The organism is Desulfoprunum benzoelyticum (genome assembly GCF_014201505.1).
In the GTDB taxonomy this organism is placed as follows: Bacteria; Desulfobacterota; Desulfobulbia; order Desulfobulbales; family Desulfocapsaceae; genus Desulfoprunum; species Desulfoprunum benzoelyticum.
In genome coordinates, this window is the sequence record NZ_JACHEO010000004.1 from 96,467 (window position 1) to 111,126 (window position 14,660).

General features: G+C 59.0%; 14 protein-coding genes. All 14 read right to left on the minus strand.

Annotated features, from left to right (window positions below):
* Window positions 1–156: 156 nt before the first annotated feature.
* The 14 genes from HNQ81_RS05695 to ilvC all read right to left on the minus strand — a co-directional run bounded on the left by HNQ81_RS05695 (window position 157) and on the right by ilvC (window position 14,598).
* Complete coding sequence (locus HNQ81_RS05695) at window positions 157–813, minus strand: response regulator (RefSeq protein ID WP_183349222.1); 657 nt, start codon at window positions 811–813, stop codon at window positions 157–159.
* Window positions 803–2,191, minus strand: coding sequence for a sensor histidine kinase (locus HNQ81_RS05700; protein WP_183349224.1), 1,389 nt, complete (start codon window positions 2,189–2,191; stop codon window positions 803–805). The genes HNQ81_RS05695 and HNQ81_RS05700 overlap by 11 nt, the downstream gene beginning before the upstream one ends.
* 48 nt (window positions 2,192–2,239) lie before the next feature.
* Window positions 2,240–3,124, minus strand: coding sequence for a PfkB family carbohydrate kinase (locus HNQ81_RS05705; RefSeq protein WP_183349226.1), 885 nt, complete (start codon window positions 3,122–3,124; stop codon window positions 2,240–2,242).
* A gap of 33 nt (window positions 3,125–3,157) precedes the next feature.
* Window positions 3,158–3,802, minus strand: coding sequence for a DedA family protein (locus HNQ81_RS05710; RefSeq protein WP_183349228.1), 645 nt, complete (start codon window positions 3,800–3,802; stop codon window positions 3,158–3,160).
* Window positions 3,803–3,915: 113 nt separating this feature from the next.
* Window positions 3,916–5,076, minus strand: coding sequence for an ABC transporter substrate-binding protein (locus tag HNQ81_RS05715; RefSeq protein ID WP_240191652.1), 1,161 nt, complete (start codon window positions 5,074–5,076; stop codon window positions 3,916–3,918).
* 207 nt (window positions 5,077–5,283) lie between these two features.
* Window positions 5,284–6,960: an FAD-binding protein gene (locus HNQ81_RS05720; protein ID WP_183349230.1), complete on the minus strand. Its 1,677-nt coding sequence runs from the start codon at window positions 6,958–6,960 to the stop codon at window positions 5,284–5,286.
* Window positions 6,961–6,997: 37 nt separating this feature from the next.
* The gene (locus tag HNQ81_RS05725) at window positions 6,998–7,795 is read right to left on the minus strand and encodes a 2Fe-2S iron-sulfur cluster binding domain-containing protein (protein ID WP_183349232.1); all 798 of its coding nucleotides are present in this window, start codon (window positions 7,793–7,795) and stop codon (window positions 6,998–7,000) included.
* Between the two features lie 60 nt (window positions 7,796–7,855).
* Window positions 7,856–8,740: a heterodisulfide reductase-related iron-sulfur binding cluster gene (locus tag HNQ81_RS05730; protein ID WP_183349234.1), complete on the minus strand. Its 885-nt coding sequence runs from the start codon at window positions 8,738–8,740 to the stop codon at window positions 7,856–7,858.
* Window positions 8,741–8,749: 9 nt separating this feature from the next.
* The gene (locus HNQ81_RS05735; protein WP_183349236.1) at window positions 8,750–9,157 is read right to left on the minus strand and encodes a 4Fe-4S dicluster domain-containing protein; all 408 of its coding nucleotides are present in this window, start codon (window positions 9,155–9,157) and stop codon (window positions 8,750–8,752) included.
* 268 nt (window positions 9,158–9,425) lie between these two features.
* On the minus strand, window positions 9,426–10,040 hold the full coding sequence (locus HNQ81_RS05740; RefSeq protein WP_183349237.1) for a trimeric intracellular cation channel family protein: 615 nt from the start codon (window positions 10,038–10,040) through the stop codon (window positions 9,426–9,428).
* A gap of 35 nt (window positions 10,041–10,075) precedes the next feature.
* A complete protein-coding gene (locus HNQ81_RS05745; protein WP_183349238.1) occupies window positions 10,076–11,080 on the minus strand; it encodes a vitamin K epoxide reductase family protein in 1,005 nt (334 codons plus the stop codon).
* Window positions 11,081–11,445: 365 nt separating this feature from the next.
* Window positions 11,446–11,910, minus strand: a complete 465-nt coding sequence (locus HNQ81_RS05750; protein ID WP_183349239.1) for a universal stress protein — start codon at window positions 11,908–11,910, stop codon at window positions 11,446–11,448.
* Window positions 11,911–12,509: 599 nt separating this feature from the next.
* On the minus strand, window positions 12,510–12,836 hold the full coding sequence (locus HNQ81_RS05755; RefSeq protein ID WP_183349240.1) for a ComEA family DNA-binding protein: 327 nt from the start codon (window positions 12,834–12,836) through the stop codon (window positions 12,510–12,512).
* 289 nt (window positions 12,837–13,125) lie between these two features.
* Window positions 13,126–14,598, minus strand: coding sequence for a ketol-acid reductoisomerase (ilvC, locus tag HNQ81_RS05760; protein WP_183349241.1), 1,473 nt, complete (start codon window positions 14,596–14,598; stop codon window positions 13,126–13,128).
* Window positions 14,599–14,660 lie beyond the last annotated feature (62 nt).

Genomic DNA, 14,660 nt, shown 5'->3' on the forward strand with positions numbered 1-14,660 from the left:
CTGTCCTCCATTGTTGGCGGTTTGTCCGTTATGGACTCAAAACACTTCCCATGATGGGACTATAGGCAACGGCCATCAATGATTCCAGATAATGATTCCTACTGACAACAGGCTGTTTGTGAACAGTACTTCACAACTGGAACGTACCGGGTTGAATTACGATGAAATTCTTTTCGACAGCAGGTGCAGACAATCGATGATTTTTTCACCTTGCGGTGTCAAACGATACGTTTTTTCCCGGTTCTGGCTGATCAGATTGTTGGTCTTGAGATTTTTAAGGTGGAAATTGACCTTGGTGTGGTCACTGATTCCGAGGGTGCGGGTGATATCCATGAACCGCATGTGACCATTGACCGACAAGGCGGCGAGGATCTGCCTCCTGATCGGATTGGACAGGCAGGTCAGGGCCTCGTCCATGCACGGTTCCTCGTGCTGCAGGTCGAATTTCAGAACCTCCAGCGCCCGGCGCACAGCCACCAAGAGATCGTCCCTTCTGAAAGGTTTGCTGAGGTAATCGTCCGCCCCGCCGCGCATCGCCGCCACCGCATTGTCGACGGTGGAGAAGGCGGTGATCATGATGATTTTCGTCGCCGGATATTCTCTTTTCAACAACGGCAGCAGGGCCATCCCTCCCATCCCCGGCATCATGTTGTCGACCAGGACCAGGCGGGGGGTTTTTTCCGCAAGAACCTGCAGAGCGGCCTCCGCCGTTGCGCAGGCGGTTACCGTGTAACCGTCATCCTCAAGAATCTCGACAATACTCTCGCGTAGGTCCTGATCGTCATCGATCACCATGATTGTTTCAGTTATCATCGGCCACTCCCGGGAAAGAGACGGTTACCTGCGTCCCCCTCTCCTCGCTGCTCTTCAAATTTATATCGCCTCCATGCTGTTTGATTATAGTATAGCACACCGACAGGCCCAGGCCTGTACCCTTGCCGATTTCTTTCGTGGTGAAAAATGGATCGAACACCCTAGCCAGATGCTCCTCGCCGATACCATGACCGCTGTCGGCGATGACGATGATAACCCGATTCCCTGCCACTGCGGTCGTGACCTCGATCCGGTCCCCCTCGCCGCAGGCATCGAGGCTGTTCAGAAGCAGATTGACGAACACCTCCTCGAGTTTCCATGGAATCCCCATCACTGCAGGAACCTCCTGCAGCTTGAGGTGGATGATGTAGGAAAGCCGCTGGTGCTGGAGCAGGTGGAGAGCACTGCTCAGGATCTGGTTGATGCTGATCGGTTCGAGGGTCGTTTCCTTCTCCCTGGAGAAATGCAGCAGCTCCCTGGCGATCCGCGACGCCCGATCGATATTGCGCTCGATGGCCGCGATTTTCCGGCCGACCCGGCCGTCTTCACCCACCAGATCCTTGAGCATCTCGATATTCAGTGAGATATTGGTCAGGGGGGTGTTGATCTCGTGGGCGATCCCCGCCGCCATGACTCCCATCGAGGTCAATTTCTCCGACTGGGAAAATCGCTGCAACTGCTCCCTGATCAACTCCCGCTGCTCGATATTGAACAGTGACAGGGCCCTGATCGTGAAAAACATGATGAAAAAGGCGCACAATCCCCTGAAAAGGATGATCTTGACCCCGACGACCGGGACCACGACGTCGGAGGGCACCAGACCGGCGACGACGGCATAGCCGGTCATGCAGCCGCCGGCGAGGATGAAATGGATCGCGGTGCTGTGGGAGAAAGCCCGCACTGTCCGGGAGTAGCAGACCAGGCCGATCCCCGACAACAGGGCGCCGGGAAAGGCCACCAGGATTCTGGTGCTGGTGTCTTTGCCGCTGCCGAGATCGAGGTAGGCGGCGAAGAGGAGCATCGACAGGGCAAGGGTCCCGACCAGCGCCTTGACGAGAAGCGGGGTGTTCGTCAGGGCCTGATCGCCGCGAAAGGTGATGAAATTGAGAAAAATCCCGAAGTACAGGAGCGGCAGAAACGAGAGGCTGACGACGGCAAGACGGAAGGTTTTGAAAGTGCTGTCGCCGATGGCCGGAAACAGCAGTTCCAGCAGTTCCAGCCACTCATGGAAACCATGGATGATGCCGAATAGCGCCAGCAATCGGATGATTTTGGCGATTCCCAGCTCGCTCAAACGGATATCCCGGGAGAAAATCGCCACCCCCAGGGTGAAAAAGGCGAGACCGTAGAGCAGATGGAGAATAAAGCCCCAGACCATGGCATCTCCGGTTCAATCACGGTATCCCCTCCTCACGGAGGGAAAGGATCAGCCGATCAGGCGGAACTCGGCCGGAATCGCCGGCATCGCCCCGGGCCGGCTGCAGACCCAGGCGGCGAGACGATTGGCCCGGTCATTGATCTCGGTCAGCGGCAGGCCGAGAAGAATGCCGACGGTCACCATGGCGGTGAAGCTGTCGCCGGCCCCGATGGTGTCGACAAGACTGGCGGTGATGCCCGGGTGATCGGAAATTTCCGTCGCACTCACCAGCAGGCTGCCTTGCCCCCCTCTGGTGAGGATGGCCAGCTCCAGGCCGAATCGCTCCCGCAGTTGCCGGAGTTGATTCGAAGCGTCGCCGGTCAACTGGAAATAACCGGACAACACCACCAGCTCATCGTCGTTGAGTTTGACGATATCGGCCTGTTCGAGGGAGGTCCGCACGATCTCCGGCGAATAGAAGTGCTGACGGAGGTTGACGTCGAAGACCTTGACAGCCTCCGGCGGCAACCGGCGGAGGAAATCTTCGATCACCCGCCGTGAATCGGCGGAACGCTGGCACAGGGTGCCGAAACAGACCGCGGCCGCCCTGGTCGCGGCATCCCGGGCCGCCTCGTTGATCTCCAGATGATCCCAGGCGACATCGTCGGGGAAAAAATAGGTCGCAACGCCCCGATCATCGACGATCGCCTCGACATACCCCGTCGGACAGCGATCGGTGACGGCGATACCGACGGTCGACAGCCCTTTGTCCTCAAGTTCCCGCAGGGCCCGCTCGCCGCGCTCGTCCATCCCGACCGTCGACACCGGCAGACTGACCGCACCGAGGGCGGCGGCATGGTAGCTGAAATTGGCCGGCGCCCCGCCCAGTTGGTCACCGCCGGGCAGGACATCCCAGAGCAGTTCTCCCAGGCCTATGAACAACGGTCGATCCATGGGTACCTCCTGTACAATGGCGTACTGTCCCAGCTATTCCCTGCCGGCCGGGGCCAGGCGACCTCGCAGGTACTCGATGCCGGCCGGCATGAACGACAGGGCGACGATGCCGATCAGTACGACGGACAGATTTTTCTTGATGAATTCTACATTGCCGAACAGATAGCCGAGAGTCGTCAGTCCGCCGACCCAGAGCACGGTGCCGAAGACGCTGAAGGCAAGAAAGCGGAGATACGGCATCACCCCGACCCCGGCGACAAAGGGGGCGAAGGTGCGGACGATCGGAACGAAGCGCGCCATCGTCACGGTCTTGCCGCCATGACGAGCGTAGAAGGCATGAGTCCGTTCGAGATAATCGCGACGAAAGATCTTCGATTGCGGATTGGCAAAAAGTTTTTCGCCGATGAACCGGCCGATGAAGTAGTTGCAGGTATCGCCGAGGATGGCGGCGGCCATCAGGCAGACGATCAGCACCGGCAGGTCCATGCCGCCGGTGGCGGCGATGGTGCCGGCGACGAACAGCAGCGAATCTCCAGGCAGAAAAGGGGTCACCACCAGACCGGTCTCGCAGAAGATGACGGCGAAGAGGATGGCATAGACCCAGATGCCGTAACTGTCCACCAGTTGCGCCAGGTAGATGTCGAGATGAAGGAAGATGTCGATCGGGTTGAATTCCATTGTCATCCTGAGGATTGGGACACGGCACCAGGGTTGGTATCTGCAAACGGCAAACGGGAAAGGCCTTCGTCGTACAGCCCTTCCCGTTTGTTGTCAAACGTCGACGGCAATGATCACTGGCCCTGATACGGGACGAAGCGCCCATCCTTGACGGTGATCATCGTGAAGGCGTCCTGCTGCAGGCCGCTATGGTCCTGCGCCGAGAAGTTGAACTCGCCGGCAGTGCCGAAATAGCCGGTCAGGTTCTCGATGGCGTCCCTGACCTTCGCCTTGTCGATCCCCGCCTTGGCGATCGCCAGATCGAGAATCATCAACGCGTCGTAGGAATGGCCGCCGAAGGTGCTGATATCCTCTTTGAACCGAGACTCATACCCCTGCTTGTACTTGAGCAGGAACTCCTTCTGCGGGCCGTCGGGCAGACTCTCGGCGACGATGAGTCGGCTGGCCGGGAAGATGATCCCCTCCGCCGCTTCCCCAGCCACCGCGACATACTTGACATTGGCGAAACCATGGCTCTGATAGAGCGGGATATCCCATCCGGCCTGGCGGATATTCTTGGCCAGGATCGACTGGGCCGGAACGATCGACCAGTTGACGACGGCCTGCAGTCCCTCGATGGCCTTGATTTTGGCCACAACGGCACTCAGATCCTTGGCATCCTTGTCGTAGACCTCGGTGGCGAGGATCTCGATCCCGTATTCCGGCGCCAGTTTGGTCAGCTGGGCCTTGCCGGCGTTGCCGAAGCCGTCGTTGCCGGCCAGCACCGCCACCTTGCTGATCCCCTTCTGCTGCATCGTCTGGTAGATCTGCCGCGCCGCCAGGCTGTCGTTGGGGGCGGTCTTGAAGACGTAGCGGGCGACCGGGTTGATGATCACCTCCGCCGAGGCGCAGGAGATCAGGATCGTTCCGGCCTTCTCGCAGATGTCCTTGATCTTCAGGGTCTCACCACTGGTCGACGGACCGATGATGGCGAAGACCTGTTCCTCTTCGATCAGCTGTTTGGCAAAGGAGATCGCCTTCTCCGGACTGCCGCCGCTGTCCCGGATCACCAGCTTGATGGGGTTGCCCTGGATGCCTCCCCTGGCATTCATCTCTTCCGACAGCAACTGCAGCGAACGAACGCCCGGGCCGCCGAGCAGCGAGGCCGGTCCGGTCTCGGCCAGGATCACGCCGATCTTCAGTTCGGCGGCCTGCAACGGTAAGGCAAGGACGAACAGGACAGCAACAGACAACAGACACCGGGGAACCGCCAGTTTCAACAATCGCATGGTCATTTCCTCCTCTGAAATAGAACGATCCGCACAACGTGTACGCCATCAACTCCGTTTACCAGCTTCGTACTGTATAGTACAGGTCCTGAAAATCGGCAAGAAATTAGCGGAGGGCGGTATTCGAGTCCGATTCCTCGGAAGCCTGAAAATGAAAAGCCGTCCGGCCTGGCGGCGGGACGGCTTTGCGTATGTCGGATTGTCCGCCGCCGTTCAGCGGAGGGCGGCCCGGTCGGTCAGGGCCTCGGTCCAGCGCCGCTCGACGACCTCTTCGGTGGCGTAGTCGGGCAGCAGGATCGGGGCGATCGCCGGGTCCTCTATACCGGCCTCGGCCAGTTCCTTCTCGAACTTGACCACATGGTCGAGGGTCAGCCCCTTGAGGGTGACGCCGCCCTGGATGTAGCTGGCGGCATTCCGTCCGGCCCGGCGGCCGAAGGTGATGATGTCCTGGAGACTGTTGCCCATCAGCCGGTTCTCGCCGTGGACGCCGCCGATCGCCTCGCCGGCGCCGTACAGCCCGGGGATGATCGTCTCGGAATCGCCGTTGACGTTGATGCCGCCATTCTGGTAGTGCAGGGTCGGGTAGACCAGCATCGGCTCCTTGCTGATGTCGATGCCGTGGCGCTCGAACTGGATGAACTTGGCCGGCAGTTCCTTCTTGACCGTGCCCGGTCCGTGCAGCTCCTCGATCATCGGCGAGTCGAGCCAGAGGCCGACCCGGCCGGTCGGGGTGATGATGCCCTTGCCGACATCCATCGCCTCGCGGATCAGCTCGGCCGACTCGACGTCACGCGGCTCGAGCGGGAAGCAGAACTGCTCGCCGTCGATGTTGAGGACGTGGGCGCCGAGGCCGCGGACCTTCTCGGTGATCAGCAGACCGACGTTCTGCTCGGGATAGGCGACCCCGGTGGGATGGTACTGGGTCGAGTGCAGGCATTTGTTGCCGACCCCGGCCCGGTAGGCCATGACCACTCCGTCCATCGTCGCCCCGTAGTGATTGGTGGTGGCGAAGCCCTTGATATGGAGACGGCCGAAGCCGCCGGTGGCGATGACCACCGCCTTGGCCCGGACGATGGAGAACTCGCGGGTCTCCATGTTCATCAGGATGGCGCCGGCACACTTGCCCTCCTCGTCGAGCAGCAGCTCCACCGCCGGATGGAACTCGAGGGTGGTGATCAGATTCGAGCGGTTGCGGACCTCGTCGCGGATGACCCGCATGATCTCGGCCCCGGTCATGTCGCCGGCCGACTGCATCCGCTTGCGGCTGGAGCCGCCGAAGTGGCGGGAGTCCATCCGGCCGTCGGGCAGCTTGTTGAAGATCATCCCCAGGCTCTCGAGCCAGGCGATCGACAAGGGTGCATCGTGGGCCAGGGCCGCCACCAGGTCGCGCTGGTTGGTGAAATGGCCGCCGCCGATGGTGTCGAGGTAGTGATAATAGGGCGAGTCGCACTCCTGGGTCGCCCCCTGGATGCCGCCTTCGGCCATGATCGTGTTCGAATCGCCGTGGCGCAGCTTGGTGGCGATGATGACCCGGCAACCGCCCTGGCTGGCCATGATCGCCGCCGAAGTCCCGGCCCCGCCGCCGCCGAGCACCAGGACGTCGGTGTCGAAATCGACCGTGCTCAGGTTGACCTTGTCCGGTCTGACGATGGAGCGTGATTCCAGCAGCCGGGCCACGCCTTCCTGGAAGGTGTCGCCCTTGTTCGGTCCGACCTGGACCGTTCGCTTGGCGTCGGACTGGTAGTCGGGATGGTATTTGCTCAGCACCTCCTCGCGCTCGGCCATGGTCAGGGCCGGATAGTTCTCGCCGCGACGGGCCCGGGCGAGCCGTTCGGGACGGGTCGCCTCAACTCTCTTGATCAGTTCCTTCATTTCCGGGGTATATGCCATTGTCGTTCTCCTTGATCCCAGACGATTATCGGTGCTTCTACAGGTAGCGGGTCTCTTTGGGCTGCCAGGCGCCGGGGGCGGTCATATCCGGTTCCCGTTCCCGCTCGACATAACATTTCTCCAGCTCCTCCTTGCTCATCGCACTCAGGTCCTGGAGCATGGCATCGTACTTGCCGGATTCGATTTCCTCCACCCGCTTCGCCAGGTGCTCGGCCCGCGGCTGGATGTAGCGGCCGTAGACCCGGCGGGCCAGCTGGGCGATATGGTACTGCGGGATCTCGCCCATGCAGCGGCTGGCGCAGAGGCCGCACTGGATGCAGTCGAAGGACAGTTGCGCCGCCTTCTTGATGTTGCCCTGCTTCAGCGCCGAGATGTAGCCGAGGACATCGACATCCATCGGGCAGGCCTTGGTACAGAGGTTGCAGGCGACGCAGCGGAACAGCTCGGGATAGAGGGCGTGGATGGCCTCGGCGGCGCCGCCGATCTCCTCGATGTTGTATTCGGCGCGGTTGGCCGGGAAGAACGGGATCTGGGCCAGGTACATGTTGGCCTCCACCACCGTCTGGCAGGCCAGGCCGTAGTGGAGCTTGTAGTCGCCGGCCATCCGGTAGACGGTCGGGCAGGCGCCGCAGATGCCGCCGCGGCAGCCGGCGCCGCGCAGGAACTTGAAGCCGGCAAACTCCATCGCCTTCATGATGGTCAGGGTCTCCGGCACATCGTACTTCTTGCCCATGATGTAGATCGGAATCGTCTTCGCCCCTTCCGGCAGGATCGCCCGGTCGCCGGTCGCCACACGGATGGTCTTCTTCGTCGTCGTGTTGTCAGCGTCACACATTGTCGTTTCTCCAGTATCTCGATGATATCCCGGTATTGCCGGAAACCGGCGTCACGCCGCTCAGGCAGCGACCAGGCAGTTCTTGGTTTTCAGCAGATCAAGCGATGCCGCAGAGTTAAGATCGAACAGACAGGATTCCGGGGCCACACCCAGGGCCACCGCCAGCAGCTGGGTGAAATAGAAGGTCGGCACCGCCGTGGTGATCTGCCCCGCCTCCAGCAGCCGTCCCTGCTGCTTGCCGAGGTTGTATTCGCACAGCGGGCAGCTGGTCGCCAGGGCCTCGGCTCCGGAGGCCGCCGCATTGTCGAGAATGACCGCCGCGGTACTCCTCGCCCCGGCCTCACCGTTCAGCACCTGGTAGGAACCGCAACATGTGTCGGCCGCAGCGAACGGTGTCACCGTCGCCCCGAGGGCCTCGAGCAGCCCGGTCATCAGATGGAAACTGCCGAACGGCTCGATACCGACATCGGCGGGGCGCTGCAGGGTGCAACCGTAATATGGGGCCACCCGCAGCCCCTCCAAGGGTACCTTGACCTTCTCCCGTATCTTCTGCCAGCCGACCTCGCGCTCGAGAAAGGTCAGCAAGTGGACAACTTCCACCTCGCCGGCGTAATCGATCTCCTCGTCCATGAAACGGTTGATGGTGTCCCGTTTCACCGCGTCATCGCGCATGATCCGGTTGGCCCGGGCAAGGGTGTTGTAGCACATCGAACACAGGGTCACCAGCTGCGTCGCGCCCTGTTCCTTCGCCCGGACCAGGTTACGCACCGGTCCGACCTGATGAATGAGGTCATCGGCCGTCAATGAAAAAACCGCACCGCAGCAGTTCCACCTGTCGATCTCTTCCACGTCGATACCGAGGGTCGCGAGAGCGGCCACCGCCGCCGCCTCGAGATTGGCGGCCTTGGATTTCAGGGTACATCCGGGATAATAGCTGATTTTCATGGGTCTCCCTTAACTCGTCAGTTTTCTGAAAGCGGCGACCAAGGCGATCTGAGGAAGTTCGGCGATCCTCTCCGCCGGCAGCGCCGATGGCTCGATATAGTTCCTGTTGGTACGCAGCACATGTTGTCTGAGGGCCTCCATCACCTTGGCGATATCGATACCCCGCGGGCATTTCACCGTACAGGCATGGCAGGAGGCACACTTCCAGCAGGTATTGCTGTCGCCGAGCCTGTCCAGCATCCCGAACTGAACCAGGTGCATGACCGTGCGGGGGGAAAGGTCCATCTCCGCCGTCATCGGACACATACCGGTGCAGGTCGCACACTGCATGCAGAGTTTCACGTTTTCGCCGCTGAGCTCGTTGAGTTGCTCGATCGATGTGATTGAAATAGTCTGGGCGGTAATTGTCAGTGTCATGTTTGCTCTCACAGATGATGCTGATAATGGGTCCGTTCGAGTCTGACGCCGGCTCACAGCTGACTGCCGGCAAGAGACGCGTCTAACACATAATGGTGACGAAGGATAACAAGATTACGCGGTCTGCTACCTGCCAGGCTGACGTAGGTATCACCCAAAGCACCAGAGGAGGGAAAAGCGCCGGAGGTCCGGCCCGCCTTTACGAGCCGGCTGTGACGCCCATTTCAACCTTTAACAAATAGTCTTTCAGAATACAAGCAGGAATTTTTCACCTGTTTCCAGTGTAGGTCAGCCAACCGGGATAATACAATCCCCACCGGATGGCAGCGGCCCTGAAGGCGAAAATCACTGAAATAGCAAAAAGTTGATCATACCAACCGGCACCAACCGAGCCGTGACAGACGACATACAACGAGCAACCGACGATGACCGGGGTGGCATAGAGCTCACGGCCGAAGAGCAGCGGCATCCGGGCCGTCAGGATATCGCGCAGCATACCGCCGGAGATGCCAGTGATCATGCCCATCAGTACTGCCACCGGACCGGAAAATCCCAGTAACAATGTTTTTTCGGTCGCCAGCACCGCAAACATCGCCAATCCGAGCCCATCGGCATATTCGAGCAGCCGGAAGGTTCTGCTTATTTTCGGAACCAGAAAGAACGCGGCGATGGAGGCGCCGGTCGACACCCAGAGATAGGTGAGATCGGCAATCCAGTAGATCGGGTTGACATCGAGGATGATATCGCGCAAGGTGCCGCCGCCAATAGCCGTTACATTGCCGAGGATGACGATGGTAAGAATATCCATGCCCTTTCTGCCGCCGGCGACCACGCCGGTGACGGCAAAGACCGCGATGGCCAGCATGCCGAGAATGTAGGTCATACCTGATCCGGGAGTATCCAGTATCTATGAAGTGCCTACCAGGCCGTACCGGCGGGTTGACGTGACGTACTCTCCTCACACCCGTCGAAGGCGGAACAGGAATCGTCCGCCGGTTGGGGGATGAATCGCTCACCAGTCATCCCCGGCGCAGAGCCGGCGGCATTGTCAGCAGGCTGGTCCTGCGGACAGTTCCGATCAAGATAGCCGCGAATCGGCCCTTCTCCTTTCAAGATCAGGATACCGTCGGCATCTTTCGCCAGCAGGACAGGGATCTCGTCGATGTCGAGTGTCCGGAGGAAATTGCGGTTGACCTCCGGAGAATAGGAAGGGGCCGGTTGCAGGCCGGGAAAATCGAATCCCGGGATGCGATCGACCGGTTGAAAGCGGACCGTGCAGCCATGCCGCTCCTTCAGGGTCGCAATGATTTTCTCGCAGTACAGGCAAGAGGAGGAGAAAAAGAGGGAAATCTTCGGTCCCGGCTCCGTCCCTGGGCGCAAGCCGTACGTCCCTGCCGTCAGGGAGGTGTCCTCGGCCTGGCCGGCAGCGGCTGATTTGAACTGCAGACCGGAAAAAACGACGAAGACGCTGGCTAATATCAAAAGACCGGTGCCGACCTGTCTGGTCCCGACCGCAAGGTTCAGGAAAACAATCAGCGCCAGAATCACCACGCAGTACAGACAGAATGATTCCGAGATGTAAAACTGAAAGGAGACAAGAACTCCCTCACAGGCCATGCCGGCAAGGAGGACCACCTTCATCGCCTTCATGACCGTGCCGGGATTTTTTTTCTCCAACAGCATTCCCCAGAAAATGGCCTGAAAGAAAACGAGGCCGGCAAGATGAAAGACGAGCGGGGGAACTGTCGTCAGGTTTTCGACGATCCTGCAGCCATCACCGATGCAGATGGCATCACCGGTAAAAAGGATAAGTACGGCCTGGAGCGCCGTTAACAGACTGCCCAAAAGTGCTGTGAGAAGAATCATCATCGCTGAAGAGGATCTGGTCCCGATTTTGCCGTCGAGGAAAGCGTTGTCGAACATAATCTTTTACCGCATAACGGTCCACAGGTCACAGAAATTCCATTCCCCAACCTGCGTATCGAGGTTATTGCCCCGGATGGATTGCTCTATCGGCGACCCTCCCGGTTGTGACGGTCAATCGGCCGGATGTCTGTCTCGCCGGCGCCAGACAACAGGAAGCGGAGGGTAAGGTCAGATTTTCTTCCGGATTATCCGACCGTATCTCCTGACGTGTGCTCTTGCTAAATACAGTGATGCCGACGGTGGTTCCCATCAACCATGGATTTCGACGACGAAGATCGTGTTTTCCATCGTCATGCCTGTAGACGCGGTGATGGGACGACAGGGGGGCGGGGGCCTCTATAAGCCCGGCTCAAATCGATCGCTCAGAAACATGGGTCCTCGCAGCAGGCTGCCTGGATCGTCATCACCGGGCAGGTCGCCATCCGCACCACCCGATCGCTGACACTGACGCCTTCCTCCGGAGAGTCCTTGCGGCCGTAAGTCGGTATGACGATAAGATCCACCTGCCGTTCGAAGGCGGTAGTGACAATCTTTTCCACCGGTTCGCCGACGGTGACAAGCGTTTCCCGCAACAGAGAAATCTCTCCCTCTTCCGTCATCCAGGTCCTGAACATCTCGACCAGCGCCTTTTCCTCCTGTCGCACAATCATTTCCCATGACATCCCGGGAATGGAAAGCATTTCATCGGCTGTTTCACGGCGAATGACGTGCAGAAGCAGGAGGTCGGCACTCAACGGTGCGGCGAGGGCCACCGCCCAGCTGATTGCTTCACCGGTACAGTTGGAATAATCGGTCGGCACCAGGATCGCAGAAATTTTTTTACCCATACGCCATCCTCCCCCCCACATGTTTGCGGATTCCATCCTCCTGCCACGACCGCCATAGCAAACAGGACATGGACATCGCCTCCCTGTTGATCGCTTTTCGTCTCCAACCGACCGGGCCTCTACCGGCCCTTGCCCCAGTATAGCACACTTCCTGATAGCGCCGAAAGAGCGTCAAAATTATATCAACCCTGTATCAGCGGAAGGCAATGCCCTGGCTCCGGCAATGACGGTGGGTGAAATCCGGAACATCGTCCGGAGTCGGTGTGGCTTTCTACCAGTCAGGAGTGATACTTGCGGTGAGAAAACAGTCATCGGGAGCTGCCGACGAAACCGACTGCCGACGGCTGGTGGTAAAGCGGGAGTTGAAAACGACCTTTGCGGATGTGATCATCATGCAGCCGGAAAGACGCATCGTCTGCCAAGCCGATCAGAATGGCGACAGGTTGATCTACGGCAGGGCTGGGCCTTTCTCTGCCGTTGGCAGCCGAAAGACACAGGAAGGCGCCGGCGCAGAGCTGACAGCCTTGAAATCGACACGGGTCGAAGTCGATACAAGCCCGACGGACAGGACCGCCCCCATCCGCCGGGGCAGAAGAATCTTAGATATTCTGGACGTAGGGACGGATCTGCTCCAGCTTTTTCTCTCCAATCCCTTTGACCTCGATCAGGTCATCAACCTTCTTGAACTGTCCCTTGTCGTTGCGATAAGCGACAATGGCCTCTGCGGTCTTCGGCCCGATACCGGGTATTGTCGTCAGCGCCTCGACATCCGCCGTGTTGATATTGATCTTGGCCGAAACTTCCGGCTTTGCCTCCTCCGTAGCCACCTGTTGCCTGTCATCATTGCCCGCAGCCATTGCCGGAGAAAATGAGAATACGACCATCAGGGAAAGCAGTATCGCAACAACCGTCGTCATTCTGTTCATAAAATTGTCCTCTGAATTGATCTCCTTGTTTACAGCACCGCACCCATTACACACAATCCCGGCCAGGAAGGGATTTCAGGAAATATGAGAGGAGAATCCGAGAATGAAGCTGCATATCCCGTCTTCAGATCTATCTCCTGAAACCATGGGAGGATAGAGAAACAATCTGACAATTTCATAACAACTTGCTGAAGGAATCAAATTCCTCTCAAAAAAAATGCCCGGAAAGGATCCAGGCTCCTTTTCCGGGCATCAGCAAGTGATGGTGATGTGAAAAACTGTCGTGTTGTCAGAAGATCGACTTCATCGACCGCATATGCGAACGCAGTTCCTCGCCGACGGCCTCGACGGTGGTATAGCGGATCGCCTCATTGACCTGGATCAGTTCGATATTGTCGACTCCGCAGTCCTGCAACTCCAGACCGCTGCCGATGACATCGGTGTCGAGGGTCTTCATGAAGTCCTTCAGCAGCGGCACCGCGGCATGGGCGAACAGATAATTGCCGTATTCGGCGGTATCGGAGATGACGACGTTCATTTCGTACAGTTTTTTGCGGGCGATGGTATTGGCGATCAGCGGCACCTCGTGGAGCGATTCGTAATACGCCGACTCTTCCTTGATCCCAGCCGAGACCATCGTGTCGAAGGCCAGCTCGACACCGGCCTTGACCATGGCGATCATCAGGATGCCGTGGTCGAAGTACTCCTGCTCGGGGATGCCGGTCGTCATCGAGACCGCCCTCTCGAAGGCGGTTTCACGTGATTCTTTTCTCCATTTCAACAGTTTGACGTCGTCGTTGTCCCAGTCCTTCATCATCGTCTTCGAAAATTTGCCCGACATGATGTCGTCCATGTGCTTCTCAAACAACGGCTTGAGAATCTCTTTGAGGTCCTCGGCCAGGTAGAAGGCACTGATCTTCGCCGGGTTCGACAGACGATCCATCATATTGGTGATACCGCCGTGCTTCAGGGCCTCGGTGACGATCTCCCAGCCGTTCTGCACCAGTTTCGAGGCATAGCCGGAATCGATGCCCTTTTCGATCATCTTGTCGTAGCAGAGCAGCGAACCGGCCTGCAGCATACCGCAGAGGATAGTCTGCTCACCCATGAGGTCGGACTTGACCTCGGCGATAAACGACGATTGCAGGACCCCGGCCCGGTCGCCGCCGGTACCGCAGCAGTAGGCTTTGGCCAGTTCCCATCCCTCGCCCCGCGGATCGTTCTCGCCATGGACGGCAATCAGGGTCGGCACGCCGAAGCCGCGTTTATACTCCTCCCGGACCTCGGTCCCGGGGGCCTTCGGGGCCATCATGATGACCGTCAGGTCGTCGCGGATCTTCATCCCCTCCTCGACGATGTTGAAACCGTGCGAGTAGGACAGGCAGGCCCCCTTCTTCATCAGCGGCATGACCGCCGCTATCACCTTGCTGTGCTGCTTGTCGGGGGTGAGGTTGATCACCAGATCGGCCTTCGGGATCAATTCCTGGTAGGTCCCGACCTTGAAGTTGTTGTCGGTGGCGTTCTTCCACGACTGCCGCTTTTCGGCAATTGCATTATCACGCAGGGCATAGGCGACATCGAGACCGCTGTCGCGGAGATTGAGTCCCTGGTTGAGCCCCTGGGCGCCACAGCCGACGATGACAATCTTCTTTCCTTTCAAGGCCTCGACGCCGTTGAACTCGGAGGCGTCCATGAACCGGCACTGGGACAGCTCCTCCAGTTGCCGACGCAGCGGCAGGGTATTGAAATAGTTGGTACTCATGTTTTTATCTCCTCGTTTTTGGATAATTTTCGGTCACTGCCAGGGATCATACCTGTCAAGAG